Source organism: Wenzhouxiangella sp. 15190 (assembly GCF_003417465.1).
Lineage (GTDB): Bacteria > Pseudomonadota > Gammaproteobacteria > Xanthomonadales > Wenzhouxiangellaceae > Wenzhouxiangella.
In genome coordinates this window covers 1-25,043 of the sequence record NZ_QVMV01000029.1, presented here as the reverse complement: position 1 = coordinate 25,043, position 25,043 = coordinate 1, and the positions used below count along the sequence as shown (strand labels likewise).

Genomic DNA, 25,043 nt, shown 5'->3' with positions numbered 1-25,043 from the left:
ATAACGATTTTTTACCGCGCTTCGACCCCGAAGCGTTATTCAGAGGGCCCGAATTGCCAATCCCGAATGGCCAGACGGACCGTGTATCGGTCTGACCGGGCCTCCATGCGGGTGGGAAGAAGCCGGCCTTCGACCTGGTTGAAGCGCTGGTACTCCAGTGTCCAGACTGGGCCAGTCATACCCGCCAGGGTCCCATCATCGGCGAACCGGACATCGCCACCGCGCGGCGGCACCAGTCCGCGAATCCACCACGATAATGCGTAAACGGGGATGGGCCAGCCCACCGCCTGCTCGACCAGCGGATCGGGACTGTAACCGCTCAGGCGTTCAACCTCGCTACCCTCGAGCACGGCTTCATTGGGCGAAAATCTCAGCCGCCACTGGCGCCCGCCGGCGGAAGTGCGCAGATGGATGCGGTGCTCATCACCCTCGGCTTCCCAGTTGAAACCGAGAGAACCGCCCCGTTGACCGTCGCTCAGACTGACCCGGCCCGAAATCTGCCATTGCGGGTGTGCATCGAACCAGGCCTGGCGCTCATCGAGCCAGGCTCCGGCGGGACGCGGTTCACGCGTGGCGCAGGCGGCCAGCACAAGACAGGCAGCGAGTGCGATGACAGCCCGCGGAGCAGGCGCAACTCGTTGGCTCATGGCAGCCGGCCGAGTCTTTCCAGGGTATTGCGCAGATAGTCGTCGTCAGGATAGTCTGCCAACGCCCGCTCGATCAGCTCAGCCGCTTCGTCATCCTTCCCGAGATGGTCGAGCACTTCGATCAGGTGAGCCATGATTTCCGGGTTCTCATCGCCTTCGAGCGCCCGTTGCAGATAATCGACGGCTTCCTCGGCCCGGCCGAGCCGGTAAAGAACCCAGCCCATCGAATCGAGCGTTGCCGGGTCTTCGGGGTCCAGTTCAAGCGCGCGCTGGATCAGCCGATAGGCTTCCTGGTGACGGTCGGTGAGATCGGTCAGGGTGTAGCCGAGTGCATTGAGCGCCATGGCGTTATCGCCGTCCATCTGGATGATGCGGCGCAAATCCTGTTCGGCAAGATCGACATTACCGGCCGTGGCCGCGCTCAGCGCCCGTGCGTATAGAAGTTCAGTGCTTCCGCGGTTCTCTGCCAGCGGTTCGGCCAGAAGCTCGACCGCTTCGGCAGCTCGACCGTTGCTGCGCAGCATTTCGGCCTCGATCAGCCAGGTGTCGAGCACCAACTCATCATCGCCCTGCTCTCGCAACTCGGCCAGGATCGAACGACCGGCCTCGACCCGACCCATTCGGCCCAATATCGCGGCCCGGCGCAACATCGACTCTTCCTGGCGGGCGGGATCATCGACACGCTCGTACCATTCAAGCGCCGCCTCGTCACGCCCGACCAGTTCGGCGAACTGCGCGACCAGGTAGGCGTGCCCGCTGCGCTGGGCCGCTTCGGGCAGATCACGCATGCGCTGCCAGACGGCATCGGCTTCGGAGTCCCGATCGAGCCTTGCCAGGTAGATTCCCAGCGTATAGAGAACCTCGCTGTCGGCCGACAGGGAGCGCAGCAAGTCCAGCGCTTGTTCGTCGCGTTCGAGTTGCCTCAACACCTCGGCTTGCGACAACGCAAGCGAAACATCGTCGGGATCGCGTTCCCTGGCTCTTTCGTAGAGGTCGAGCGCTTGCTCGAGATCATCGGTGTCGGCGGCCAACTGGGCGGCCCAGACCAGGTGTTCGACGTCACTGCTGGATTCGGCCGCCAGACGCGAGCGCTCCAGCGCAAGTGCCTGCTCCCCCTGACGCCAAAGCAGGATGCTTTCGGCGTGGGCGACCTCCCCGGCCGGTGCCATATCTCCGCGCTCGTCGACCAGTTGTTCGAATGCCTCCCGGGCCGTGCCATCGTCGCTCGTCGCGGCCAGCAACATGGCCGCTCGACGCCACCAGCGTGCCGATTCGGCCGAACTGTCCCGATCGAGCCAGTTAGTCATCGCGTCGACAGCTTCTTCCGGCTGCCCCAGATTGATGCGGGCTATAATGTGTACGTGGTGGGCCGAGTCGGCATCTTCATCGAGTTCCAGCCAGCGTTCCGCGGCAGCAGCAGCCGCGGGCCAGTTCTCGAGTTGTCCGGCGAGGCGAGTTACCATCCGGGCGATTTCAGGGTCGTTGGAAATCCGGGCGGCCGCGAGGTACTCCTCGAGGGCGGATTCGTATTCGCCGACGTCCGCGAGGCGTTCGGCCGTCGTGATGTGGAGCATCGCTTCCGACTCGGCCTGCTCGTTTTGCGTGCCTGCGGGATCGTCACCGCCCTGGCCGCTGGTTGCGCAGGCGCCGAGCCACAGGCAAAGGCCGCCGGCGAGCAGCGTCTGCTTGATCTGCCGCGCTGCGGGTAGGAAAATTGTACGTTTGTCCATCAACTGGTCCTGCATGTCGTTATTAACCCTGGGAATCAGCCACCAGACCGCCCCGATCAGCATTCGGGAACGGCTGGCGTTCTCGGCTGAATCGCTGCCCGAGGCGCTTGCCTCGCTGTCGGCGGTGCCAGGCGTGGAAGGCTGCAGCATCCTGAGCACCTGCAACCGAACTGAACTGTATGTATCGTCCGAACAGGCTATCACGCGCAGCCTGACGGATTGGTTGCACGAGTGGCATGGCCTGGCGCCGAGCCAGTTCCGCGAGCACGTCTATCAACTCGAACACGCCGCCTGCATCTATCATCTCATCAAGGTGATCTCCGGCATGGACTCGATGATCATCGGTGAACCCCAGGTTGCCGGCCAGGCCAAGCAGGCCTGGCAGCTTGCCCAGGCCGCCGATACACTCGACAGCCGGCTCGATCGCATGTTCCAGCATGCCTTCGCCGCGGCCAAGCGGGTACGCAGCGAAACCGGCATCGGACGCGATCCGGTGACGCTGCCCTTTGCCGCGCTGCGGCTGGCCCGGCAGATCTTCGGCGGCCTCGATGAACTGCGCGTGCTGCTCATCGGCGCCGGCGACATGATCGAGGACTGCGCCACGCATTTTCACGCCAGCGGCATGAACACCCTGACCATCGCCAACCGTAGCGAGGATCGTGCCGGCAAGCTGGCCGATCGCTTTGGCGGCCGGGCGGCCACGCTGGACGCACTGCCAGAGCTGCTCGGCGAAAGCGACCTGGTCATCGCCTGCACCGCCAGCCCCCGGACCATCATCGATCGGCAGATGATTCGCGATGCCCTGCGCAAGCGCCGCCGGCAACCGATGTTCGCACTCGATCTGTCGGTGCCGCGCAACATCAGCGCTGACTGCGCCAGCCTGGACGACCTGTATCTCTATACCATCGACGACTTGCGCGCCATCGTCGAGTCAGCCCAGCAGAAGCGCCAGAAATCGCTGCAGAAAGCCAACGCCATTGTCGAATCGGAGGTGGCCACCTTCGAACGCTGGCTTCGGCTTCAGGCAACGTCGGGCACGCTCAAGTACCTGCGGCAGCGCGCCCACAGCGAACGCGATGAATTGCTCGAACGCGCTCGCCAGGAACTCGACAAAGGCGGCGATCCGGAAGACGTCATGCGCCGCCTGACCCACCGCCTGGTCAACCGCCTGCTGCACGGGCCGAGCATCAAGCTGCGCCAGGCGGCCGAAGCGGGAGACGAGGACCTGCTCGCCGCGGCACGTTTCTACTTCAACGACGACGACTCATGAACGAAAGCATGCGCCAGCGGCTGGCCGAGGCCCGGGAGCGCTTCGAGGAACTCGAACACCTGCTTGCCAGCCCCGAGATCATCGGCGACCGTCACCAGTTCGAACAGCTCTCGCGCGAATACGCCGAGCTCGAACCGCTCATCCAGGTCTGGCAGCAGTTCCGCGACAACGAGCAGGCGAGCCGGGAAGCACGGGAGTTGCTCGAGGCCCGTGACGGGGAAGTGCGGCAAATGGCGCGCGAGGAGCTTGAATCGCTGGAGTCCGATACCGAAGCGCTTGAACGGAAACTGCAGAAACTGCTGCTGCCGCGCGATCCCAACGACGAACGCAACGTGTTTCTCGAGATCCGTGCCGGCACCGGCGGCCAGGAAGCGGGCCTGTTCGCCGGCGACCTGCTGCGCATGTACACCCGTTATGCCGAACGGTGCGGATGGAAGGTCGAGATCATGTCCGCCCAGGAAAACGAGGCCGGGGGCTTCCGCGAAGTCATCGCCCGCGTCATCGGCAAGGGAGCCTGGTCCAGGCTCAAGTTCGAATCGGGCGTGCACCGCGTCCAGCGCGTGCCGGAGACCGAATCGCAGGGCCGCATCCACACCTCGGCCTGCACGGTGGCGATCCTGCCCGAAGTCGATGATGTCGAAGCGATTGACGTCGATCCCAACGATTTACGCGTCGATACCTTCCGCTCCTCCGGCGCCGGCGGCCAGCATGTCAACACCACCGACTCGGCCATCCGCATCACCCACCTGCCCACCGGCATCGTGGTCGAGTGCCAGGACGAGCGTTCGCAACACAAGAACCGCGCCCGGGCCATGAGCCTGCTCAGCGCCCGCCTTCACGAAGCCCGGGTCCGTCAGCAAAAGGACGAGCGCGCCGCCGAACGCAAGCTCCAGGTCGGTTCGGGTGACCGTTCGGAACGCATTCGCACCTACAATTTCCCGCAGGGCCGGGTTACCGACCATCGCATCGGACTGACCCTGTATGATCTGGACAAGGTCATCGACGGGGAACTCGACGCCGTCATCGAGCCGCTGGTGGAGTCCCACCAGGCCGAATTGCTCGCTGAACTGACGGCGCATTCCCACTAAAGGCGCATGTACCAATCCGAACTAACGATCGAAACGGCCGGGCGTGACACCCTTGATGTTACTGACCGCGTTGCCGGCGAAGTGGCGGCCAGCGGCATCGAAACCGGCCTTTGCCACGTCTTTCTCAAGCATACTTCAGCCTCCCTGCTGATCAACGAGAACGCCGACCCGGACGTCCAGCGTGATCTCGAGACCTTTTTCGCCGACCTGGTACCCGACGGCGACGCGCGCTTTCGGCATGATGCCGAAGGCGCCGACGACATGGCCGCGCACGTGCGCCTGGCGCTCACGCATACCGACCTCACCATACCCGTTGCTGCCGGCCGGCTGGCGCTGGGTACCTGGCAGGGCATCTTCCTGTGGGAGCACCGCTATCAGCCCCACCGCCGCCACATTGTCGTCACGATCCGTTAGCTAGGCTTAGAGGCGCATACTAAGGTTCAATCGAACCAATAAATCGACTGCCCACGCGTTATATTAGTATTTTATAATGCAAGGCATCTTCTGTAAAAGGAGCACACGAGATGGATCTGGACCCGGTTCTGCTGTCGAGAATCCAGTTTGCCTTCGTGGTGTCATTCCACGCCATCTTCCCGGTCTTCACGATTGGCCTGGCAGCCTATATCGCGGTTCTCGAAGGTCTGTTCTTTCGGACTCACCGCCCCGTCTATCTTCAGCTGTCGCAATTCTGGACGCGCGTTTTCGCGCTCGTCTTCGGCATGGGCGTGGTCTCGGGTATCGTCATGTCCTTCCAGTTCGGCACCAACTGGAGCACATTCTCCTACCAGGCCGCCAACTTCTTCGGTCCGGTATTGAGCTACGAGGTGGTCACCGCCTTTTTCCTCGAGGCCACATTCCTCGGGGTGTTGCTGTTCGGCCGCGACAAGGTGCCGCCGGGCGTTCACCTGTTCGCCGCCTGCATGGTCGCTGTCGGCACGTTCATCTCCAGCTTCTGGATCCTGGCGGCCAACAGCTGGATGCAGACTCCCGCCGGGGTGGACATGGTCGACGGGGTCCTGAAGGTCACCTCCTGGGGCGAGGCCATCTTCAACGCCTCCCTGCCTTATCGATTCGCCCACATGGGCCTGGCCTCGTTCATCACCGGCGGCTTCGTGGTCGCCGGCGTCAGCGCCTGGTACCTGCTAAAGGGACAGCATCGCGAAAGCAGCCTGACGGCCCTGAAAATGAGCCTGCTGATGCTGGCCGTCGTCACGCCCCTGCAATTGTTCGTCGGCGACCTTCACGGCCTCAATACCCTCGAAGAGCAACCCGTCAAGGTCGCGGCCATGGAAGGACACTGGGAAACCAGGCAGGGCGCGCCGCTGATCCTGTTCGCGATTCCCGACTCCAACGCTGAAAAGAACCATTTCGAAATCGGCATTCCGAACCTGGGCAGCCTGATCCTCACCCACAGTCTCGACGGCGAGGTCCAGGGCCTCAAGTCAGTGCCGGCCGAGGACCGACCGCCGGTGGGTATCGTCTTCTGGAGTTTCCGCGTGATGGTCGCCGTTGGCTTGATCTTCATCGGCGTATCGATTCTCGGCGCCATTCAGATCCTGCGCGGGCGCCTGGAGCACTCGCCGCGGCTTCTGCGCGTCATCAACTGGATGATTCCCCTGCCCTTCGTGGCCGTTCTGGCCGGCTGGTTCGTGACCGAAGTCGGACGCCAGCCCTGGATCATCTACGGGCTCATGCGCGCCAGCGAAGCCGTCACGCCCTCACTGAGCGGCGGGATGGTGCTGGCGACCCTGATCGGCTATATCGCCGTCTATGCAACCGTCTTTACCGCCGGCATCACCTACCTGCGGCGGGTCATCCTGACGGGGCCGCCATCCAAAGCGGACCAGGGCGAAATGAAATCGGCTCACGCCAAGCGACCCTGGTCAGCCGTAGGCGACAGCTCGGACAAACCTGCTGCCGAAGGAAGGAGCTGAGATTATGGAACTGTTCGACCTGACCCTGATCTGGATCGTCATCATCGGCATCAGCGTGTTCATGTATATCCTCATGGACGGCTTCGACCTCGGTGTCGGCATTCTTTTCCCCTTCGCCCCCAGCGATGAAGCGCGGGACGACCTGATGAACTCGGTCGCCCCGGTCTGGGACGGCAACGAGACCTGGCTGATCCTCGGCGGTGCCGGCCTGCTGGCCGCCTTCCCGATGATCTACTCGGTCTTTCTGCCCGCGCTCTACATCGGCGTATTCCTGTTGCTGGCCGGTTTGATCTTTCGGGGCGTGGCGTTCGAGTTCCGGTTCAAGGCCCGCGACTCGCGTCACTGGTGGGATCGCTCCTTTTCGATCGGATCGACCGTTGCCGCCTTCGCCCAGGGGGCGGTCGTGGGCGCCTACATTCAGGGCTTCGAGGTCGAGGGCTTTTCCTATGTCGGCGGCGCCTTCGACTGGCTCACCCCGTTCACGGTCATGACCGGGCTGGGCGTGGTCGCCGGCTACGCCCTGCTCGGTGTCACCTGGGCCATCCTCAAGACCGAGGGCGCCACGCGCGACTGGGCCTATCGCATGGCGCCATGGTTGCTGGCGGTGGTGATGGGCTTCTTCATCCTCGTCAGCCTCTGGACCCCACTGGCCAGCGAACACGTGCGTGAACGCTGGTTCGGGCAGGCCTCGCTACTCTGGGTCTTCCCGGTCCTGACCGTCATTACCGCCGTCTGGGTTCTGCAAAAACTGAAGCAGCGTTCGGACGCCACGCCGTTTATCGGCTCGATGATCCTGTTCGCGCTGTTCTATTTCGGCCTGCTGGCGTCGATGTGGCCCTACGCCGTGCCGCCGGAGCATACCTTCTGGGATGCCGCCTCCGACCCTGGCAGCCAACTCTTCCTGTTGTTGGGCGTATTGTTCCTGCTGCCCATCATCCTGGGCTATACGGCCTGGTCCTACTGGGTATTCCGGGGCAAGATCCGCCCGGGAGAAGGCTACTCCGGGCACTGACCGCCCCGGCTTTGACCACGGCGTGAGCAGCGAGAGCCAATGGTTGGCGGCGCGGGAGCCGACGGGCTTCCGCGCCGGCCTGATCACGCTGTCGCTGATCCAGTCCGGTCTCATCGTGATGCAGGCCTGGTTGCTGGCCGGGATTGTGCACGCCGTCATGATCGACGGACGTGCGCCCGGCGATCTGGCGCTGCCGTTCTTGCTGTTATTGCCCGTTTTCGCCGCGCGAGCCGGGACGGAGACGATGAAAGGCTGGATCGCCTCGGGGGCCGCGGCCCGAATACAACGCCAGTTGCGCCCGCGACTGTTCCAGCATATCGCCGATGCCGGCCCGACCTTCGTCGCCGGACGCAGCGCCGGCGCCCTGTCGACCGTGCTGGTCGAACAAGTCGATCTGCTCGAGCGCTGGTACGGGCGCCTTGTGCCGCAGACGATCACTGCCGGGGTGACCGTCCCGGTCTTGCTGATGGCGGTCCTTTGGCAGGACTGGCTGGCCGGCACGTTCCTCGCCCTGGCCGCACCGCTGATCCCGCTGTTCATGATCCTGGTCGGCTGGGGGGCAGAACAGGCCAGCCGCGACCAGCAACGCGAACTTGCCCGCCTGGGCGGGGTGTTTCTCGACCGCTTGCGCGGCCTCGACACCATCCGGCGCTTCGGCAGCGAAACGCACGAACTCGGCCGGTTGAGTGCCTTGATTGATGATTTTCGCCGCCGCACCCTGGCGGTCCTGCGCCTGGCCTTCCTGTCGACGGCGGTGCTCGAGTTCTTCAGTGCCGTGGCCATCGCCGCGGTGGCGATCTACGTCGGACTCGGCCTGCTCGGCTACATCCAGTTCGGCCCCGCCCCGGCGCTGACCCTGCATAGCGGCCTTTTTGTGCTGCTGCTGGCACCCGAATTCTTCCAGCCACTCAGACAGCTCTCCCAGGCCTGGCACGACCGCGCCGACGGACTGGCAGCGGCGGGTTCCATCCGCGCCGTGCTGGAAGCGCCCCCGGCCCGACCGGAACCGCTTGATCCCGTGGCAATCACGCCCGGCACGGCCTGCCGAATCGAGATCGACGGCCTGATCCTGGAGCGTCCGGGGCGCGGCGCGGTGCTGACCGATATCGAACTCGATATCCAGCCCGGCCAACGCGTGCTGCTACGCGGCCCCAGCGGCGGCGGCAAGTCGACCCTGCTCGACCTCATCGGCGGCTTTCTCGTGCCCGACTCGGGCCGTATCCGAATCGACGGTATCGAATTGCAGCGCATCGACTCGCAGGACCTCTCGCGGCTGCGTGCCTGGATGGGACAAAGCGGCGGCCTGTTCGATGGCAGCCTGGCTGACAACATACGGTTGTCTATGCCGGGAGCGGGCGAAGCAGCGTTGGGATCAGCCATCGAGGCCGCCGGCCTGACCGACTGGATCGCGACCCTGCCCCGGGGCACGGCGACGACGATCCGCGCCTCCGGCGAGGGTTTGTCCGGCGGACAGGCGCGCCGCATTCTGCTGGCCCGCGCCATGCTGCGGCCGCGGCCTCTGGTGTTGCTCGACGAGCCGACCGCCAGTCTCGACGCCGACACCGCCGAGTCGCTCTGGACGACGCTCGGCGCATTGTCGAGGGAACGCGGCCCGACCGTAATCTGCGCCAGCCACGATCCGCAGGCCGAAGCCTGGGCCGATCGGATATTCGAGCTGGAAAGCGGGCGTCTCGAGGAGGTTGGGCGATGAAGCTGAACCGATTGATCGCCGCGACCTGGCGACGGCAGTGGCCCTGGCTGCTGCTGGGTATCACCCTGATGCTGGCCTCGAGTGCCGCCGCGCTGGTGCTGCTCGGCCTTTCGGGCTGGCTGATCACGGCCAGTGCGATGGCGGGGCTCGGAATGATCGCCGCTGTCGACATCTTCACGCCCGGCGGCGGTATCCGGCTGGCCGCCATCACCCGAACCGTGGCGCGCTACGGCGAGCGCATGGCCACGCATCAAGCCACGCTCGGCCTGCTCGCCTCCTTGCGCGTGAGCCTGCTGGAGCGACTGCTGAAACTCGACGAGCTTCAGTTGCGGCGGCTACGGCGAGGCGAGACCCTGGACCGATTCACGCGCGATGTCGAGGCGCTCGACCATCTCTATTCGGGCGTGGTCGGCCCCATCGTGACGGCCGCGCTGACAACGCTTGGCGTGGCCGCCACGCTGCTGCTGCTCGTCTCCCCCATGGCCGCGCTGGTGATCGCGGGCGTTGGCCTGACGGGCGCGATCATCACCCTGTCGGCGGGCCGGATCGGTCGCGCACCCGGCCGGGCCCGTGCCTTGTCGGAGCCGGCATTGCGACGCCGGTGCACCGACAGCCTGGAAGGGCTCAAGTCCCTCGTGGCCGAACGGCGTGTCCCGGATCATCGCCGGGCGCTCGAGCGTCTGTCCACCCGGCAGATCGATCATCAGTTGACCCTCGACCGGATCGACGCCGCCGGCCGCGGCCTGGTCGACCTGGCCGGCTTTCTCGGCGTGTGGGGGGTGTTGCTGATCTCGCTCACCGGATTCTCCGGGGAGCAGTTTTCGGGTCCGGTGGCGGTTATGGCCGTGATCGTCACACTCGGCCTGATCGAGGTCTGGCAGGCCCTGCCCTCCGCCTGGCGCCAGATGACCCGCACCCGCCTGGCCGCCGAGCGCGTTGCGGAACTGGCCGAGCGAAAGCCCTTGCTGGCACATTCCGGCAACGCGCTGCCCCCGGCCGACGGCGGCGAACTTTCAGTCGAAGCGCTTCACTTCGCCTGGCCGGACAGTCCGCAACCGCTGATCGAACACCTGAACCTCGAGCTCGGCCGGGGCGAACGCCTGCTGGTCACGGGAGTCAGCGGCAGCGGCAAGACCACCCTGGCGCTCTTGTTGATGCGCCAGATCGATCCGGATTCGGGCGTCATCCGGCTGGATGGGCTGGATTTGCGCGACATCGACGCCGACGCGCTCAGGCGCCGCATCGGCTATCTCCCGCAGCAGCCAACCCTGTTCGGCGACACACTGGCCGCCAACCTGCGCGTGGCCGCCCCCGATGCCGACGAAGCCGCGATGGCGAAGGCCCTGGACGATGCCGGCCTGGGCCAATGGCTGGCCAGCCTGGAGAAGGGGCTCGAAACCTGGCTGGACGAGGGGGGCGCCAGCCTGTCCGGCGGTGAACTGCGGCGTATCGGACTGGCCCGCCTGATGCTCGTCGACCCGCCGGTCGTGATCCTCGACGAACCCACGACCGGACTGGACCGGACCACAGCCGGCAGCCTGGCATCGGGCCTGGAGCGCTGGATCGAGTCTCGCACCGTCGTGATGATCAGCCACGAACCGGAACTGCTGCCGCGCTACGACCGGGTATTGCGCCTGTAGGCAGAAGACACCCGGGCGACCCACAGCATGGCCGCCAGAAGCGGCACCAGGCCGAAGACGACTTCCGGCCGGTACTGCGGGCTGCCCGGCCAGGCCAACAGGATGGCGCCGGCAGCGGCAGCGGCCGCGAGCAACCACCACAGCACGGCCCGTGCGGGCCGGGGCAGCGGCAACAGCATCAGCAGCCACACGGGATTGAGCAAGAGCACCACCCGATTGCCGTCGATGACCTCGTGGCCGCTGCCGAACCACATCAATAAAACCACGATGCCGCCCAGGCCGGTCGCGAGAACGGCAATCCGCCACGGCAGCAGGGACCAGAAACCCGGCTCGAATCGTAACGCGACGGCCACCATCAAGGCCGCCAGCAGGGAAACCAGGCCGTAGGACCACCACTGCAGGACCGGCTCGTCCGGGATGTTGTGGTGGCGCGACTCGTAAAGTGTTTCGGTCTCGCCGACCAACGGCTCACCGTCGATCGTGACCGTCGCCATCCAGTCGGCCAGCGCCTCCGGAACGAAACCCTCCTCCCAGGCTGTACGCGGGCGATCGACCATCGGGCCGAGCAGCAGCATCAGGCCGGCGTGGAGTTCGAGCCGGCTTTCGTTGTAGCGGCGGATGTGATCGCGGAAATTGAGTCTCGCGGGTGTGGATTCGAGCTGCGTTTTAACCTGGCCGTCCACGACCCGGTCGATCAGGTCCCGCAGCCAGGTCGAGCAATTGGCGAAGAAGTAGTCGTAGTCGTAATACTGCGGAATCGGGAAGACGTTCTCGTGCAGCAGTCCGTGCAGTTCACGAATCTGTCCGGGATCGAGATCGAGTTTCTGAATGCGAATGGAACGATCGCGCATCCGATAGAACGCGAATTCATCTTCCGGGGAGGACGCCGAACCGAAATACTTCATGATGCCGCGGGCAAAATCCGTATAGAAGCCCGGGCGGTCCATCTCGAAGTAGCCGAAGCTGTAGACGTGATCGAGACCCAGTTCGGCATCGCGCAGCCAGATCGCATTGTGGCCGAAGCGCTCCCATACTTCCTGGCCCGGCCCGTAGGTCACCAGCCAGGCTTCCTGGGCAACGGCCGGCAGCGCCTGGATGCCGATCACGAGCATGACAAGCAGCCGCAGCCGGGCCGCGATCATTTCCTTCATCCCTCGGATAATCCGTATCGTGCAAAGCGACATTGTGCCCCATACTGCTGCACAACCTCACCACATATGGTTCAGGAAATGTCCCGAATCCAGTTCGACAATCGCGACGGCGTTACCCTGACGGGCACCCTGGAATTACCCCCCGGAGGCCACTACCGCGCCACGGCGGTATTCGCCCACTGCTTTACCTGCGGCCGGGATATCCGGGCGGCGCGCGAGATCACCCGTGCCCTGGCGGATGCCGACATTGCCGTTTTGCGCTTCGACTTTACCGGCCTGGGCGAAAGCGAAGGCGACTTCGCCGATACCACCTTCTCCAGCAATCTCGACGATCTCGAGGATGCCGCCGAGTATCTCGGCGAAGAACTCGAGCCCCCGCAGCTCCTGGTGGGCCACTCGCTCGGCGGCGCGGCCGTGCTGGCCGTCGCCGAACGCCTCGACAGCGTACAGGCCATCGCCACGATCGCCGCGCCCTCGAGCCCGACCAACGTGCTCAAGCACTTCGACGAGCATCTCGACGAGATCGCCGAATCCGGCAGCGCCGAGGTGGACCTGGCCGGCCGATCCTTCCGCATCCGCCGCGACTTCGTCGAGGATGCACGCTCCCATGATCTCGACGAGCGCCTGGCGCGCCTCAAGCGCGCGCTGCTGGTGCTTCATTCACCGGTCGACCGGACCGTCTACATCGAGCATGCCCAGCGCATCTTCGCCGCCGCCAGGCATCCCAAGAGTTTCGTCAGTCTCGACCATGCCGATCACCTCCTCAGCCGAACCGAAGACGCAAAATATGCCGCAAGGGTCATCGCCGCCTGGGCCGGCCGCTTTCTCGAGATCGACAAGCCGGAAGCGGAAGAAGGCGTGCTGGTGCGCGGCCGAACGGCCGACGGCTTTCTATGCCGGCTACAGGCGGGCAGTCACGCCCTGATCGCGGACGAGCCGCAGGCCAATGGCGGCAATGACCACGGACCCGATCCCTACCAATACCTGGCGTCGGCCCTGGGTGCCTGTACGGTGATGACGCTCAACATGTACGCACGCCACAAGAAGTGGCCGGTCGAGCGCGTCAGTTGTCGGGTGAGACACAGCAGGATTCATGCTGAAGACTGCGAGCACTGCGAGACGACGAGTGGCAAGGTCGACCGGCTCGAGCGGGAAATCACGATCGAGGGCGACATCGATGTCGATCAGCGCCAGCGCATGCTCGAAATCGCTGACCGCTGCCCGGTCCACCGCACCCTCGAGTCCGAAATCGAGGTGACTTCGAAACTAGGGAGCCTCTGATCAATCCGTCATGACTTCCATGGCTTGAAGCCGGCGATCGTCGGCGCTGGTCACCACGAAGGTCAAGCCGTCGATTGTGACCGACTCGCCGGCTTCGGGCAGGCGGCCGAATTCGGCCACCACGAGGCCGCCGATCGTGTCGTACTCGTCATCGCTGAAATCACTGTCGAACGATTCGTTGAAATCGTCGATGGCCGTCAGCGCCTGGACGAGGTACTTGCCCTCCTCCAGCTTCTGAATATCCTGAACGGCATCGGCGTCGTGTTCGTCGTCGATGTCGCCGACGATTTCCTCGAGCACGTCCTCGATGGTGATCAGGCCTGAAACCCCGCCGTACTCATCGACCACGATCGCCATGTGGTTCTTGCTGACGCGGAACTCCCTCAGCAGGACATTCAGGCGCTTCGACTCGGGGATGATGACCGGCGTTCTGACCAGGTCCTCCAGGCTCAGGCCGTCGCCGTTGGCGACCAGCTTGAGTAAATCCTTGGCCAGGAGGATACCCTTGACCTGATCGCGGTCCTCGCCTACGACCGGGAATCGGGAATGGCCCGACTCGATGATGATCGGCAGAATCTCGTCGAGCGGCGTTCCGTCGGGAATCACGACCATGTGCGAACGCGGGATCATCACGTCGCGCACCTGAAGCTCGTCGACTTCGAGCGCGCCTTCCAGCATGGCGAGGGTATCGGGCTCGATCAGACCCTGCTCGCTGACAGCGCGCAGCAGTTCGAGCAGGTCTTCCCGACTTTTGGGTTCGCTGCCGAAGGCGCGTCCGAGTTTTTCCAGCCAGCCGCGAGAGCCGGCGCTGCTACTGTCGTTCGAACTGTCGGTGGATTCGTCGTTCATATTGGAGAGGATACCGCCTAAATCACGATATCTCAGTTGTAATCGCTCAAGTACGGGTCGCCAACACCCAGATCGGCCAGGAGCCGGATTTCCCGGGACTCCATGACCTCGGCCTGTTCGGCTGACATGTGGTCGAAGCCTCTCAGATGCAAGATGCCGTGGATCAGCAGATGGGCGAAATGCGCGCGAGCCGACTTGCCCTGCTCCGCGGCCTCGCGCTCGAGGACCGGTGCGCACAGCACGATATCGCCGAGAAGATTGATGCCGACGCCCTCGGGCAGCTCGGCCGGAAAACTGAGTACATTGGTGGCACGATCCCGTCCGCGCCAGCGTCTGTTAAGTTCACGTCCCTCGGCCTCGTCGACGATACGCAGGTTCAGCACGGGCTCGTCGAGATCGGCCAGCGCCACCGCCGCAATACGGCGTATGTCCTCGTCGTCGGGCAGAGAGTCCGACTCGCATTCGCGCTGGATGGACAGGCCGGTGGCGGCCACGTCACTGATCACGTTCATCGGCGCGCTCGTAGGCCTCGACGATGCGGCGCACGATCGGATGACGCACCACGTCGCGGGCATCGAAGAAGGTCGTACTCACGCCTTCGACTTCCTTGAGCAGGGCAATCGCCTGGCGCAGGCCGGAGTTGACCTTCGGCGGCAGGTCGATCTGGGTGAGGTCACCGGTAATCACCGCCCTGGAGCCGAAACCGATGCGCGTGAGAAACATCTTCATCTGCTCGGAAGTCGTGTTCTGTGCCTCGTCGAGGATCACGAAGGCGTCGTTGAGCGTGCGCCCGCGCATGTAGGCCAGCGGCGCGACCTCGATGACATTGCGCTCGGTCAATCGCGCGGCTTTCTCGAAGCCGAGCATCTCGTAGAGCGCGTCGTGCAGCGGCCGGAGGTAGGGATCGACCTTCTGCGCCAGATCGCCCGGCAGAAAGCCCAGGCGCTCGCCGGCCTCGACCGCCGGGCGCACGAGGACGATGCGTTGCACGCGATCGGACTCCAGGGCATCGACGGCACAGGCCACGGCCAGGAACGTCTTGCCGGTGCCGGCCGGCCCGACGCCGAAATTGACGTCGCTCTCGCTGATGCGCTTGAGGTAGCGTTTCTGGTTGGGCCCACGCCCGCGAATCATGCCGCGGCGGGTGCGAATACCAGCCTCGACCTCGTCGTTTTCGGGCTCATCGAGTCCGGACTGCTGAAGATGCAGATTGACCGTCGCCGGACTCAGGATCTCGCCTTCGGACTGGCGATAGAGTTGCTGCAAAACGCGCCGTGCAGACCCGACCGCGTCGGGCTCGCCCTCGATGCTGAACAAATTGCCGCGCGCGGCAATCGCCACGCCCAGCCTCTTTTCGATCAGGTTGATGTGTTCGTCGAGGTGGCCGCAGAGATTGGCCAGGCGTTCGTTGTCGACCGGCTCGAGCTCGAGCGTGACGGCCGTTTCCGGAGCGGCTGACATCTAGGCGACTGCTTCCTGCGTATGATCCAGCCGGCCGCGCAGCGAGTTGGCCATGGCCTCGGTGATGACGACGTCGACCATGCGGCCGACCAGTTCGGGCGGCCCGGGAAAATTGACCACCCGGTTGTTCTCGGTGCGTCCGGCCAGTTCGTTGGCCTGCTTGCGGCTGGCACCCTCGACCACGACACGCTCACGCGTGCCCACCATGGCCTCGGCATAGGCGCGGGCCTGGTGGTTCAGCTGGTCCTGCAGACGCTTGAGGCGGCCCTTCTTCTCCTCGAGGATCACGTTGTCGGGGAACGAGGCCGCCGGCGTTCCCGGTCGGGCCGAATAGATGAAGCTGAAGCTCTGATCGAATTCCAGGTCCTTGACCAGATCGAGCGTCTGCTGGAAATCACGCTCGGTCTCGCCGGGAAAGCCAACGATGAAATCCGAACTCAGCGCGATATCGGGGCGCACCTCGCGCAGGCGACGCATCTTCTGCTTGTATTCGAGAATGGTGTGACCGCGCTTCATCAGCGACAGCACGCGATCGGAGCCGGACTGCACCGGCAGGTGCAGGTAGTTGGCCAGCTTGGGCACATCGGCAAAAGCCTCGATCAGGCTGTCGGAAAACTCCACCGGATGCGAGGTGGTGAAACGGATGCGCTCGATGCCCTCGATATGGTCGATGTAGCGGATCAGCAACGCCAGGTCGGCGGTGCCGCCGTCGTGCATGGGGCCGCGGTAGGCGTTGACGTTCTGCCCGAGCAGGTTGATCTCGACCACGCCCTGTGCAGCCAGTTCGGCCACTTCGGCGACGACATCGTCGAGCGGCCGGCTGACCTCCTCCCCGCGGGTATAGGGCACCACGCAGAAGGAGCAGTACTTGGAGCAGCCTTCCATGATCGACACGAAGGCGCTGCCGCCCTGCTTGCCGGGGCTGGGCAGGTGATCGAACTTCTCGATTTCGGGAAAGGAAATGTCGATGGCCGGCTTGCTGCCCTCACGTACGCTGTCGAGCATGGCAGGCAGACGGTGAATGGTCTGCGGCCCGAAGACCATGTCCACGAACGGTGAGCGCTTGACGATGTTCTCGCCCTCCTGGCTGGCCACGCAACCGGCCACGCCGATGACCACGTCGGGGCGGGATTCCTTGAGCGGCCGCCAGCGGCCCAGCTGCGAGAAGACCTTCTCCTGGGCCTTTTCACGAATCGAGCAGGTGTTGATCAGGATGACGTCGGCCTCTTCGGGGCTGTCGGTCAACGCCAGCCCATGCGAGTGCGCGAGTACGTCGGCCATTTTCTCCGAGTCATACTCGTTCATCTGGCAACCGTGTGTCTGTATGTAGAGCTTGCCCGCCATCAATTACTCAAGGTTTTGAAAGAACCCGTCATTTTACCGCACGAAGGCCGGCACTGCCGACCACTGAGTGACTCCGGAAACGTACCCGTCGGGTGATCCGGCACACCAGCTCGTAGGAAATGGTGTCGGCGGCCTCGGCGAGCGTCTCGATCGGCAGGCCCTGTCCCCACAACACGACTTCGTCGCCGACCCGCGCATCGGGACAGGGCGCGAGATCGATGGTGATCATGTCCATGGACACACGCCCGCACATCCGGCAGACCTGACCGTCGACGAGCACCGGCGCGCCGTCGGCCATGCTGCGCGGATAGCCGTCGCCGTAACCGATGCTGGCCACGCCCACACACATCTCGCGATCAGCCGTGAAACGCGCCCCGTAGCCGATGCTCTCGCCGGCAGCCACGCGGTTGACGGCCATCAGTTCGGCACTCAGCGTCATCGCCGGCTCCAGCCCCAGGTCCGGACCCGACCGTCCCGGCAGGGGTGAAATGCCATAGAGCACCAGGCCGGCGCGTACCCAGTCGAGGCGGGTCTCGGGCAAGTTAATCAGTCCGGCGGAATTGGCCAGGCAGCGTTCCCCTTCCAGGCCTTCGGTAGCGCGATGAAAGCGCTCGAGTTGCAGGGCATTGAGCGGGTGATCGGGCGTTTCGGCACAGGCCAGGTGACTCATGACGTTGACTTGCTCGACACCGGGAATCGCCAGCAGGCGCCGGTGCATGTCCGCGGCCGCATCAATCGGCACGCCGAGCCGGTGCATGCCGGTGTCGATCTTCAGCCAGAGTCGGCGGGCCGGTGAGCGACCGAAACGCTCGAGCGCCTCGAGCTGGTGTGGATGATGAATGGTCAGCTCCAGGCCGAGATCGGCGGCAACCGCCAGATCCCCGTAATCGCTGACGCCCTCGAGCAACAGGACCGGAAGCCCATTGCCCAGCCGGCGGATGGCACGGGCCTCCTCGATGGTGGCCACCGCCAGCATGTCGGCCTGCTCGAGGGCCGGCAGGCACAGGTCGATGCGATGGCCGTAAGCGTCGGCCTTGACCACCGCCATGATGCGGCTGTCAGGCGCGTACTGGCGCACGCGACCGAGGTTGTGGGCGATCGCGCTCGGATCGATATGGGCGATGGTGTTGCGGGCCATGCGGGCGAATAATAGGCGGGCTTAGCCGTCCTGACCGTAGAAGTCCGGGGTGAAATCGCGGAAACGCACGAATTCACCCTGGAAGGCCAGATCGAGCTTGCCGGTGGCGCCGTTGCGATGCTTGCCGATGATGATCTCGGCCTTGCCCTTGTCCGGCGAATCCTCGTTGTAGACTTCGTCGCGGTAGATGAACAGGATCAGGTCGGCATCCTGCTCGATGGCGCCGGAGTTGTGACTGATGATGCCATCAGCCAACCAGCAGGCATTGCCTGGGACGGTCAGATCGAAGACTTCCTCTTCTCCGTCTGGTTCCACACACACCACCCGGTCCCAGAAGAGGGCACCTTCGCAAAGCGCACGCAAGCGGTCATCGTTGAGGATTTCGGCATAGCTTAAAAGTGTGTCTCGCGAGGGCGAAAAACTGAACTGAGCGCTTCCACCATACGCCGTGCCTCGGCTGCGCGCCATCTGGCGGTGCGAAATGCCCTGTCGGGCCATTTGGCCGCGTATGTAGTCGAAGACTTCAGCCGGCCAAGTATCGACATTGGTATTGTCATTCATACGCTCGAGCTGCTGCCGGATAGTCTCGGCGCAGATTGCCTGCCTGCCAAACACTCCGATTCGATCCAGAAATGTCTTCTGCTCGGCGGTGCCCGAAATATCTAGCGTATACCAGCCTTCCGTGTCGCCCCGCTTGACATGACGAATTCTGCCGACAATACCGAAGCGGAGAAGCAGTAAGGCTACATCACCGATCAGATGGCGACTAGCCGTGGAAAAATAGATGCGCACCCTGCCGCTGGCCGCCCTTGTGATGCTGCCGTCTGTTGCCCACAGGTGTTGTATAAACAGCGCCAGCTGTTTGTTGGCCAGAGTAAAAAGCTCGGAAGGCAATCGCTTGTTATGCGATCGCTGGCCAAACACCCCCAGATCCTTCAGCCATTTACCGACGCCGCGCGGATGCCAGCGATTACCATTGCCGCTAATGACTAGTTGATGCCAGTTGCCATGCCCCGGGCACCGTCTAACCGTCGATCCCATGGCACTGGCGGCTTCGGTCACGACCCGGCTGTTTTCCTCACAGGCCGTGGTGTAACGCATCGGCTGACCTTTCACGTAGCTGCCGTCTCCGACGAGATGGGCCAGTAAGCGAATCTCGTGGTCGTGCCAGCGTATCGGACGGGCCGGTTCCGGCAGATATCGGGCCACAGCCAGCCGGTCGCCCGGTTCAAGATCACCGGCACATTTCCAGTCCCACAGCGCACGCAGACGATGATCAACCGTGCAGCGTATAGTTCGGCCACTGGCCAAGGACACCTTGACAACCGGCCGAGTTCCGACCGACCAGACTTGGTCGGTTTCAGCGTCATCCAGCTGGCCTTCGGCATTAACCGACCAGACCTGCGGCTTGGAATCAACCAGTTCGGAAACCGGGACCGGCCGACCATCGGTCAGCAGCACGCGTGTTTCGCCAGTGACGCATTCACGGAGGTCCGCCATCTTGGGGCGCTTGTCCGGGCGCTGCTCGAGGGCGCGGTTGAGCTGCGAGAGCGCGATCACCGGCACGCTCAACTCCTTGGCAAGCGCTTTAAGACTACGCGATATCTCACTGATTTCGTTTGTTCTATTTTCGGCATTACCGGGCACCTTCATCAACTGAAGATAGTCGACCAGAATCAGCCCGATGTCATGTTCGCGCTTCATCCGTCGCGCTCGGGCGCGCAGATCAGTGGGCGTAAGCGACGGTGTCTGGTCGATGAAGATGTTGGCCCCCTTGAGCAGGGTCATGGCCGAGCGCAGATTGACCCAGTCCTGACCTTCGAGCCGGCCCGTGCGCAGGCGCTCCTGATTGATCTGGCCCAGGGACGAAAACAGCCGCATGACCAGCTGGGTATCGGACATTTCCATCGAGAATACGGCGACCGGCACCTTGTGGCGGATGGCCGCCCGTTCGGCGATGTTCATGGCAAAGGAGGTCTTGCCCATCGAGGGACGACCGGCGACGATGATCAGGTCGGTGTCCTGCAGGCCGGATGTGCGCTTGTCGAGTTCGTTAAAGCCTGTCGGCACCCCCGTGAGATCGCCCTCGTTCTGCTGCAGTTCATTCAGCAGGTCCATGGCGTCGGCCATCACGTCGCGAACACTGACGTAGCCGGAAGCCCGGTGCGCGCCCTGGTCGGCGATCGCGTAGATCCGCTGCTCGGCCTCTTCCAGCACCTCCTTGGAATTACGGCCGGCGGTCTGCAGCGCGTTGTCGGCAATCTGGGTACCGATCTCGATCAGCTGGCGCAGGATCGACTTCTCGCGCACGATCTGCGCATAGCCGGCGGCATTCGCCGGCCCCGGCGTTTCGTTGGCCAGCATCGTCAGATAGGCGCCGGAATCGACCTTGTCGAGCTTGTCGTGGCGCGAAAACCACTCGGTCACCGTTACGGCATCGCAGGGCTGCCCCTCCTGCGCCAGTTCGGAGATGGCGCGGAAGATCAGGCGATGGTTCTCGCGGTAGAAATCGACTTCATCGACCTGGTCGGCGACCCGGTCCCAAACGTCCGGCCCCAACATGAGGGCACCCAGCAAGGACTGTTCCGCCTCGTTGGAGTTCGGCGGCGCCTTGACGTTGCTGAGTGTGGAAAGTCGGGGTTCTGCCACTGTTTCTATGAACCGGAACGAATGGTGGGCGAAGGGCCGATCAGTATAGACCCGATTCGGCGTGCGTGGCCAACCGTCCGTGGCCGATTGTCAGAAATGAGAAAACCACCGATTCGACCAACAGCCCGAAAGCGGCGAGAGCCATCGGAATCGGCGTCTTCGGTGGTTTCCCTGAGAAACCGTACCCGACCGCTTCGACCGGGTACCGGCCATCAGCTCTCGGCGGCGGCGACCGTAATCTTCAGCTCGGTCTGCACGTCGGCGTGCAGAATCAGGCCGACGACGAACTCGCCGGGCTCGCGGATCGGTCCTTCGGGCATGTCGACCTCGGACTTCTCCACGGGGTAACCCATTTCCGTGAGCTTGCCGGCAATTTCGTGCGGATTGATCGAGCCGTACAAGCGGCCTTCCGGACTGACCGGCACTTCGAAGCGCACATCCTCTAGCGCGTCGATGGCTTCCTTGCGGGCCTCGGCAGCCGCCTCGCGTTCGTCGGCCTGGCGCTGCAGTTCCTCGCGGCGGGCCTCGAACTTCTCGACGTTGTCCTTCGTCGCCGGCACGGCGAGGCCGCGCGGGAGCAGGAAGTTGCGGCCGTAACCGGCTTTCACGGTAACCGTGTCGCCCAGCTCGCCGAGGTTGTAGATGTTTTCAAGCAGAATCAGCTTCATGACGTCACCTCAAGCGATCAGTGGTTGTCGGTATACGGCAGCAGGGCCAGGTAACGGGCCCGCTTGATCGCGGTGCCCAGTTGACGCTGGTAGCGCGCCTTGGTGCCGGTAATGCGGCTCGGGACGATCTTGCCGGTTTCGCCAATGAAGTCCTTGAGCAGTTCCACGTCCTTGTAGTCGACTTCCTCGATACCTTCGACCGTGAAACGGCAAAACTTGCGTCTTCTCATGAATCGCGCCATGGGTCAGCCCTCCGCCTTGTGCTTGTCGTCGTCGTCCGCGTCATCGGGCGACTCGGTTTCCGGTTCATCGTCCGACTCGCCGCTCGGAGAATCCTCCGCGGCAACACCCGAATCTTCTGCGGCGTCGTCGCCCGAATCTTCCGCGGAATCCGTGTCGGAAACAGTTTCGGATTCGTCTTCACCCCGATTGTCGCTATCGTCCGGGCGCTCGCGACGGGCGCTTTCGCGCTCGTCCTTGCTTTCCTTGCGCTTGAGCATCACCGAAGGTTCGGTCTCGGCCTTGTCCTTGCGGACGATGAGATGACGCAGGATGGCGTCGTTGAACTTGAAGATGCTTTCGAGCTCGGACAGGGTTTCGCCGTCGCACTCGATGTTGACCATCAGGTAGTGCGCCTTGTGCAGCTTGGCGATGGTGTAGGCCAACTGCAGGCGGCCCCAGTCTTCGCTGCGGTGGACAGTGCCACCTTTTTCCTCGACCAGGCTGCGGTAGCGTTCGAGCATACCGGGCACCTGTTCGCTCTGGTCCGGATGGACCAGGAGAACGATTTCATAATGTCGCATTGTCGACTCCTCGTGGATTTCCAAGTCCGGGGTCCGGCCCCGGCCTGCAAAGCCCCCGGCCAGGCCGGTAAACAGCCGCCGTGGAGCAAGGGATTGCCCAATTCTGGACAAGCCGGGTATTGTATACCGCGGGTCGGGCTTCGGGCAATAGCACCGTTGCCCTGCCTTCTTGACGGAGCGATCTGCTACCGCCAAATCCACAGCCAGCGGGAGGCCCTCTGCGCATGACCGAAAAAGGCGTCATCGACGAACTGCTCATCCTCCAGAATTCGGGCCGGAAAGAGGAACTTGAACAACGGCTCGAGGAAACGGCCGTTCAGGACATCGCCAGGGCCTTGTCGCAGATGGGGCGGGAAGGCCGCCTGCAGGTGCTCGATACCCTGCCCGATGAACGACGCGCCGACGCCTTTTCCTATCTCAGCCACGGGCTACAGCAGGAAGTCATCAGCGACCTCGAGCCAGACCAGGCCCGCCGCATCCTGCAAGAGCTGGTACCCGACGACCGTACCGCCTTCCTGGAAAGCCTGGCACCGCAGGAGCTCGAAGGCGTTCTCAAGCTGCTCGGCCCGGAGGATCTCAAGCAGTCATTGAAGTTGCTCGGTTATCCGGAAGAATCGGTCGGGCGACTGATGACGACACGGTACGTCTCCGTGCGACCCGAGTGGACCGTGACCCGTGCCCTCGACCACATCCGCCACGAAGCCCATCGCGGGGAAACCGTCAACTTCGTGTTCGTCACCGACGAGCGGGGCAAGCTGCTCGATGCCATCCGGCTAAAGGATTTCATTCTCACGAAGCAGGACGCGCACGTCGAAGCGCTGATGGACGAAGACGTGATCCGGATCGAGGCGGACGCCGACCGCGAACAGGCGGTTCAGACCATCCAGCACTACGACATCAGCACCCTGCCGGTGACCGACCGAAGCGGCGTGCTACTCGGGATCGTCACGGTCGACGACATCATGGACGTGGCCGAGGCCGAAATCACCGAGGACTTCCACAAGTTCGGCGGCAGCAGCCGCCTCAACGTGTCGATGCGTGAGGCCAGCCCGGTCTTTCTGTACCGCAAACGTATCGGGTGGCTGATGATCCTGATCGTCGTCAACCTGTTCAGCGGCCTGGCCATTGCCCTGTACCAGCCGTCAATCGAGGCCGTCATCGGCCTGGTCTTTTTCCTGCCCATGATCATCGCCGGCAGCGGTAACGCCGGCAGCCAATCGGCCACGCTCATGGTCCGCGCGCTGGCCACCGGCGACGTGGCGGCCACGGATTGGCTGAAAATGTGGGGCAAGGAACTGTCGGTTGCCGTAATGCTGGGTTTGACCATGGCGGCCGCGGTCGCCAGTATCGGCGCCTGGCGCGGCGGGTCGGATATCGGCCTCGAGCTGGCGCTGATCGTCGGCCTGGCCATGCTCGCGGTGGTGGTCATGGGCGGCATGATCGGCGTGCTGCTGCCGTTTCTTCTGCAGCGCCTCAAACTGGACCCCGCCACCGCAAGCACACCGCTGATCACATCGGTGGCCGACGTGGGCGGCATCCTGATCTACTTCTCAATCGCCAGTGCGGTGCTCGGCCTCTGAACTCGCACCGTCTACCTGCCAGGTATAAAAACGCATGGGCGGGATATTGAGTATCTCCATCTCCACCTCGGGCTCGCCCATGACTTCCTTGCCCATGCGCCCCACGGCCCCGCGGAACTGGTAGGCGACGAATCGACCACCCGGCGCCAGGTTGTCGCGGACGGCGGCGATGATCGCCAACCCGATCTCGCGCGGCATGGTCGAAAACGGGATACCCGAAATCACGACGTCCGGCGCGCCCAGGCCGTGCTCGGCCAGGATATCGGCCAGGTCAGCCGCGCTGCCGGTGTGCGGAATCAGGCGGGGGTCGCCGATCGCCTCGAGAATGGACGAAAACTGCGGATCGAGCTCGATGGTCAAAAGACGCGCATCCTCCGGCATGGCGGCCAGAATGGCGCGCGTGGTGCCGCCGGTGCCCGGCCCCAGTTCGACCACGGTTCTGGCCGAGGCCACTCCGGAAGTATTGATGATGCGGCGTTCCAGAAAGCGAGAACTCGGAATGATCGATCCCACCTGCTCGGGGCTGCGCAGGAAGCCCCGAAAGAAATCGATGCTGCGCGTCGAGCGCTTGGGTGGCGCTTTGCCGTTGCCTTCCACGAAAGCTCCTTGGATAGTCAGCAGATCAGCTAATCATTCTATCGCGAAATTTCGGTATCGCCGGGGTTTACCGCAAAAGCAATTGCCGCTATCCTTTCGCGCCTCGGGCGGCGAGCATCGCCAAAACGCATGCGGTACAATGCTCGCCCTTGCTCCCCGGCTCACGCCGGGCGGGCCTGAAAATCAGTTTTCCGGAGAGGTGGCCGAGTGGCTGAAGGCGCTCCCCTGCTAAGGGAGTATGGGGTTTGTAGCTCCATCGAGGGTTCGAACCGAGCGCCAGCGAGTTCGATGCGCAGCCGACGAAGTCGGCGGAGCTACCCGGAGCGAAGCGGAGGGCAAGCGCCGAAAGGCGCGCAGTCCATCCCGACCTCTCGCGGTCCGGCAGGACCGCCCGGGTCGACAATCCGGGAGATGCCGCATGAGTGCGGCGGATACAATCAGGTTTACGGAGAGGTGGCCGAGTGGCTGAAGGCGCTCCCCTGCTAAGGGA

At 63.8% G+C, this 25,043-nt stretch carries 21 protein-coding genes and 1 pseudogene; 9 read left to right on the top strand and 13 right to left on the bottom strand.

All coding sequences use genetic code 11. From position 1 onward, the window contains the following. Positions 1–35: 35 nt before the first annotated feature. Both lolB and DZK26_RS08435 read right to left on the bottom strand, forming a co-directional pair. Entirely contained in the window at positions 36–647 is a 612-nt protein-coding gene (gene lolB, locus DZK26_RS08440; protein WP_116897888.1) for a lipoprotein insertase outer membrane protein LolB, read from the bottom strand. After that, positions 644–2,377 (bottom strand): tetratricopeptide repeat protein, encoded by a 1,734-nt coding sequence (locus DZK26_RS08435; RefSeq protein ID WP_181918347.1) that lies wholly within the window; start codon positions 2,375–2,377, stop codon positions 644–646. The genes lolB and DZK26_RS08435 overlap by 4 nt, the downstream gene beginning before the upstream one ends. 13 nt (positions 2,378–2,390) lie before the next feature. Between DZK26_RS08435 and hemA the strand changes: the two genes are divergently transcribed. From hemA to cydC, 7 genes are all read left to right on the top strand, one after another. Next, a complete protein-coding gene (gene hemA / locus DZK26_RS08430; RefSeq protein ID WP_181918346.1) occupies positions 2,391–3,647 on the top strand; it encodes a glutamyl-tRNA reductase in 1,257 nt (418 codons plus the stop codon). Continuing rightward, a complete protein-coding gene (prfA, locus tag DZK26_RS08425) occupies positions 3,644–4,735 on the top strand; it encodes a peptide chain release factor 1 (protein WP_116897886.1) in 1,092 nt (363 codons plus the stop codon). Before hemA ends, prfA begins: the two co-directional genes overlap by 4 nt. 6 nt (positions 4,736–4,741) lie before the next feature. Further along, a complete protein-coding gene (locus DZK26_RS08420) occupies positions 4,742–5,149 on the top strand; it encodes a secondary thiamine-phosphate synthase enzyme YjbQ (protein WP_116897885.1) in 408 nt (135 codons plus the stop codon). Between the two features lie 110 nt (positions 5,150–5,259). Continuing rightward, complete coding sequence (locus tag DZK26_RS08415) at positions 5,260–6,669, top strand: cytochrome ubiquinol oxidase subunit I (RefSeq protein ID WP_116897884.1); 1,410 nt, start codon at positions 5,260–5,262, stop codon at positions 6,667–6,669. A gap of 4 nt (positions 6,670–6,673) precedes the next feature. Next, positions 6,674–7,681, top strand: a complete 1,008-nt coding sequence (gene cydB, locus DZK26_RS08410; RefSeq protein WP_116897883.1) for a cytochrome d ubiquinol oxidase subunit II — start codon at positions 6,674–6,676, stop codon at positions 7,679–7,681. 22 nt (positions 7,682–7,703) lie between these two features. Then, positions 7,704–9,392 carry a thiol reductant ABC exporter subunit CydD gene (gene cydD, locus DZK26_RS08405; protein ID WP_147306634.1) on the top strand — a complete coding sequence of 563 codons (1,689 nt, stop codon included), beginning with the start codon at positions 7,704–7,706 and terminating at the stop codon, positions 9,390–9,392. After that, positions 9,389–11,032 (top strand): thiol reductant ABC exporter subunit CydC, encoded by a 1,644-nt coding sequence (gene cydC, locus DZK26_RS08400; protein WP_116897881.1) that lies wholly within the window; start codon positions 9,389–9,391, stop codon positions 11,030–11,032. Before cydD ends, cydC begins: the two co-directional genes overlap by 4 nt. Here cydC and DZK26_RS08395 read toward each other — a convergent pair. Beyond that, positions 11,008–12,183 (bottom strand): DUF4105 domain-containing protein, encoded by a 1,176-nt coding sequence (locus tag DZK26_RS08395; protein ID WP_181918345.1) that lies wholly within the window; start codon positions 12,181–12,183, stop codon positions 11,008–11,010. The genes cydC and DZK26_RS08395 overlap by 25 nt on opposite strands. Before the next feature lie 78 nt (positions 12,184–12,261). Here DZK26_RS08395 and DZK26_RS08390 point away from each other — a divergent pair, with 78 nt between their 5' ends. Then, positions 12,262–13,464 carry a bifunctional alpha/beta hydrolase/OsmC family protein gene (locus DZK26_RS08390; protein WP_220337100.1) on the top strand — a complete coding sequence of 401 codons (1,203 nt, stop codon included), beginning with the start codon at positions 12,262–12,264 and terminating at the stop codon, positions 13,462–13,464. Here DZK26_RS08390 and DZK26_RS08385 read toward each other — a convergent pair whose 3' ends face one another. The 9 genes and pseudogenes from DZK26_RS08385 to rpsF form a co-directional block, all read right to left on the bottom strand. Next, positions 13,465–14,313 carry an HlyC/CorC family transporter gene (locus DZK26_RS08385; protein WP_116897878.1) on the bottom strand — a complete coding sequence of 283 codons (849 nt, stop codon included), beginning with the start codon at positions 14,311–14,313 and terminating at the stop codon, positions 13,465–13,467. Positions 14,314–14,345: 32 nt separating this feature from the next. Continuing rightward, positions 14,346–14,825, bottom strand: a complete 480-nt coding sequence (gene ybeY, locus DZK26_RS08380; RefSeq protein ID WP_116897877.1) for an rRNA maturation RNase YbeY — start codon at positions 14,823–14,825, stop codon at positions 14,346–14,348. Next, the gene (locus DZK26_RS08375; protein WP_116897876.1) at positions 14,809–15,774 is read right to left on the bottom strand and encodes a PhoH family protein; all 966 of its coding nucleotides are present in this window, start codon (positions 15,772–15,774) and stop codon (positions 14,809–14,811) included. Before DZK26_RS08375 ends, ybeY begins: the two co-directional genes overlap by 17 nt. Continuing rightward, a complete protein-coding gene (gene miaB / locus DZK26_RS08370; RefSeq protein WP_116897875.1) occupies positions 15,775–17,118 on the bottom strand; it encodes a tRNA (N6-isopentenyl adenosine(37)-C2)-methylthiotransferase MiaB in 1,344 nt (447 codons plus the stop codon). It abuts the gene before it with no gap. Positions 17,119–17,146: 28 nt separating this feature from the next. Next, positions 17,147–18,256 (bottom strand): alanine racemase, encoded by a 1,110-nt coding sequence (gene alr / locus DZK26_RS08365; protein WP_116897874.1) that lies wholly within the window; start codon positions 18,254–18,256, stop codon positions 17,147–17,149. Between the two features lie 21 nt (positions 18,257–18,277). Continuing rightward, complete coding sequence (locus tag DZK26_RS08360) at positions 18,278–20,905, bottom strand: replicative DNA helicase (protein WP_116897873.1); 2,628 nt, start codon at positions 20,903–20,905, stop codon at positions 18,278–18,280. Between the two features lie 212 nt (positions 20,906–21,117). Next, entirely contained in the window at positions 21,118–21,573 is a 456-nt protein-coding gene (gene rplI, locus DZK26_RS08355) for a 50S ribosomal protein L9 (RefSeq protein WP_116897872.1), read from the bottom strand. Between the two features lie 17 nt (positions 21,574–21,590). After that, a complete protein-coding gene (rpsR, locus tag DZK26_RS08350; protein ID WP_116897871.1) occupies positions 21,591–21,815 on the bottom strand; it encodes a 30S ribosomal protein S18 in 225 nt (74 codons plus the stop codon). Between the two features lie 135 nt (positions 21,816–21,950). Further along, positions 21,951–22,376 (bottom strand): annotated as a pseudogene (rpsF, locus tag DZK26_RS08345) (30S ribosomal protein S6); the annotation flags it as partial. A 224-nt stretch (positions 22,377–22,600) separates the two neighbouring features. Between rpsF and mgtE the strand changes: the two are divergent. Next, on the top strand, positions 22,601–23,956 hold the full coding sequence (mgtE, locus tag DZK26_RS08340) for a magnesium transporter (RefSeq protein ID WP_116897869.1): 1,356 nt from the start codon (positions 22,601–22,603) through the stop codon (positions 23,954–23,956). Here the strand turns inward: mgtE and DZK26_RS08335 are convergent. Then, positions 23,927–24,553, bottom strand: coding sequence for a class I SAM-dependent methyltransferase (locus DZK26_RS08335; protein WP_116897868.1), 627 nt, complete (start codon positions 24,551–24,553; stop codon positions 23,927–23,929). The genes mgtE and DZK26_RS08335 overlap by 30 nt on opposite strands. Positions 24,554–25,043: the final 490 nt, after the last annotated feature.

Excerpts from the sequence above, each read along its gene's own strand:
- cydC (WP_116897881.1), top strand. The coding sequence starts at position 9,389 with ATGAAGCTGAACCGATTGATCGCCGCGACCTGGCGACGGCAGTGGCCC.
- rpsR (WP_116897871.1), bottom strand. The coding sequence starts at position 21,815 with ATGGCGCGATTCATGAGAAGACGCAAGTTTTGCCGTTTCACGGTCGAA.
- mgtE (WP_116897869.1), top strand. The coding sequence starts at position 22,601 with ATGACCGAAAAAGGCGTCATCGACGAACTGCTCATCCTCCAGAATTCG.
- rplI (WP_116897872.1), bottom strand. The coding sequence starts at position 21,573 with ATGAAGCTGATTCTGCTTGAAAACATCTACAACCTCGGCGAGCTGGGC.
- DZK26_RS08375 (WP_116897876.1), bottom strand. The coding sequence starts at position 15,774 with ATGTCAGCCGCTCCGGAAACGGCCGTCACGCTCGAGCTCGAGCCGGTC.
- DZK26_RS08395 (WP_181918345.1), bottom strand. The coding sequence starts at position 12,183 with ATGAAGGAAATGATCGCGGCCCGGCTGCGGCTGCTTGTCATGCTCGTG.
- lolB (WP_116897888.1), bottom strand. The coding sequence starts at position 647 with ATGAGCCAACGAGTTGCGCCTGCTCCGCGGGCTGTCATCGCACTCGCT.
- DZK26_RS08385 (WP_116897878.1), bottom strand. The coding sequence starts at position 14,313 with ATGAACGACGAATCCACCGACAGTTCGAACGACAGTAGCAGCGCCGGC.
- ybeY (WP_116897877.1), bottom strand. The coding sequence starts at position 14,825 with ATGAACGTGATCAGTGACGTGGCCGCCACCGGCCTGTCCATCCAGCGC.
- prfA (WP_116897886.1), top strand. The coding sequence starts at position 3,644 with ATGAACGAAAGCATGCGCCAGCGGCTGGCCGAGGCCCGGGAGCGCTTC.
- DZK26_RS08435 (WP_181918347.1), bottom strand. The coding sequence starts at position 2,377 with ATGGACAAACGTACAATTTTCCTACCCGCAGCGCGGCAGATCAAGCAG.
- alr (WP_116897874.1), bottom strand. The coding sequence starts at position 18,256 with ATGGCCCGCAACACCATCGCCCATATCGATCCGAGCGCGATCGCCCAC.
- DZK26_RS08390 (WP_220337100.1), top strand. The coding sequence starts at position 12,262 with ATGTCCCGAATCCAGTTCGACAATCGCGACGGCGTTACCCTGACGGGC.
- miaB (WP_116897875.1), bottom strand. The coding sequence starts at position 17,118 with ATGGCGGGCAAGCTCTACATACAGACACACGGTTGCCAGATGAACGAG.
- DZK26_RS08420 (WP_116897885.1), top strand. The coding sequence starts at position 4,742 with ATGTACCAATCCGAACTAACGATCGAAACGGCCGGGCGTGACACCCTT.
- cydB (WP_116897883.1), top strand. The coding sequence starts at position 6,674 with ATGGAACTGTTCGACCTGACCCTGATCTGGATCGTCATCATCGGCATC.
- DZK26_RS08415 (WP_116897884.1), top strand. The coding sequence starts at position 5,260 with ATGGATCTGGACCCGGTTCTGCTGTCGAGAATCCAGTTTGCCTTCGTG.
- hemA (WP_181918346.1), top strand. The coding sequence starts at position 2,391 with ATGTCGTTATTAACCCTGGGAATCAGCCACCAGACCGCCCCGATCAGC.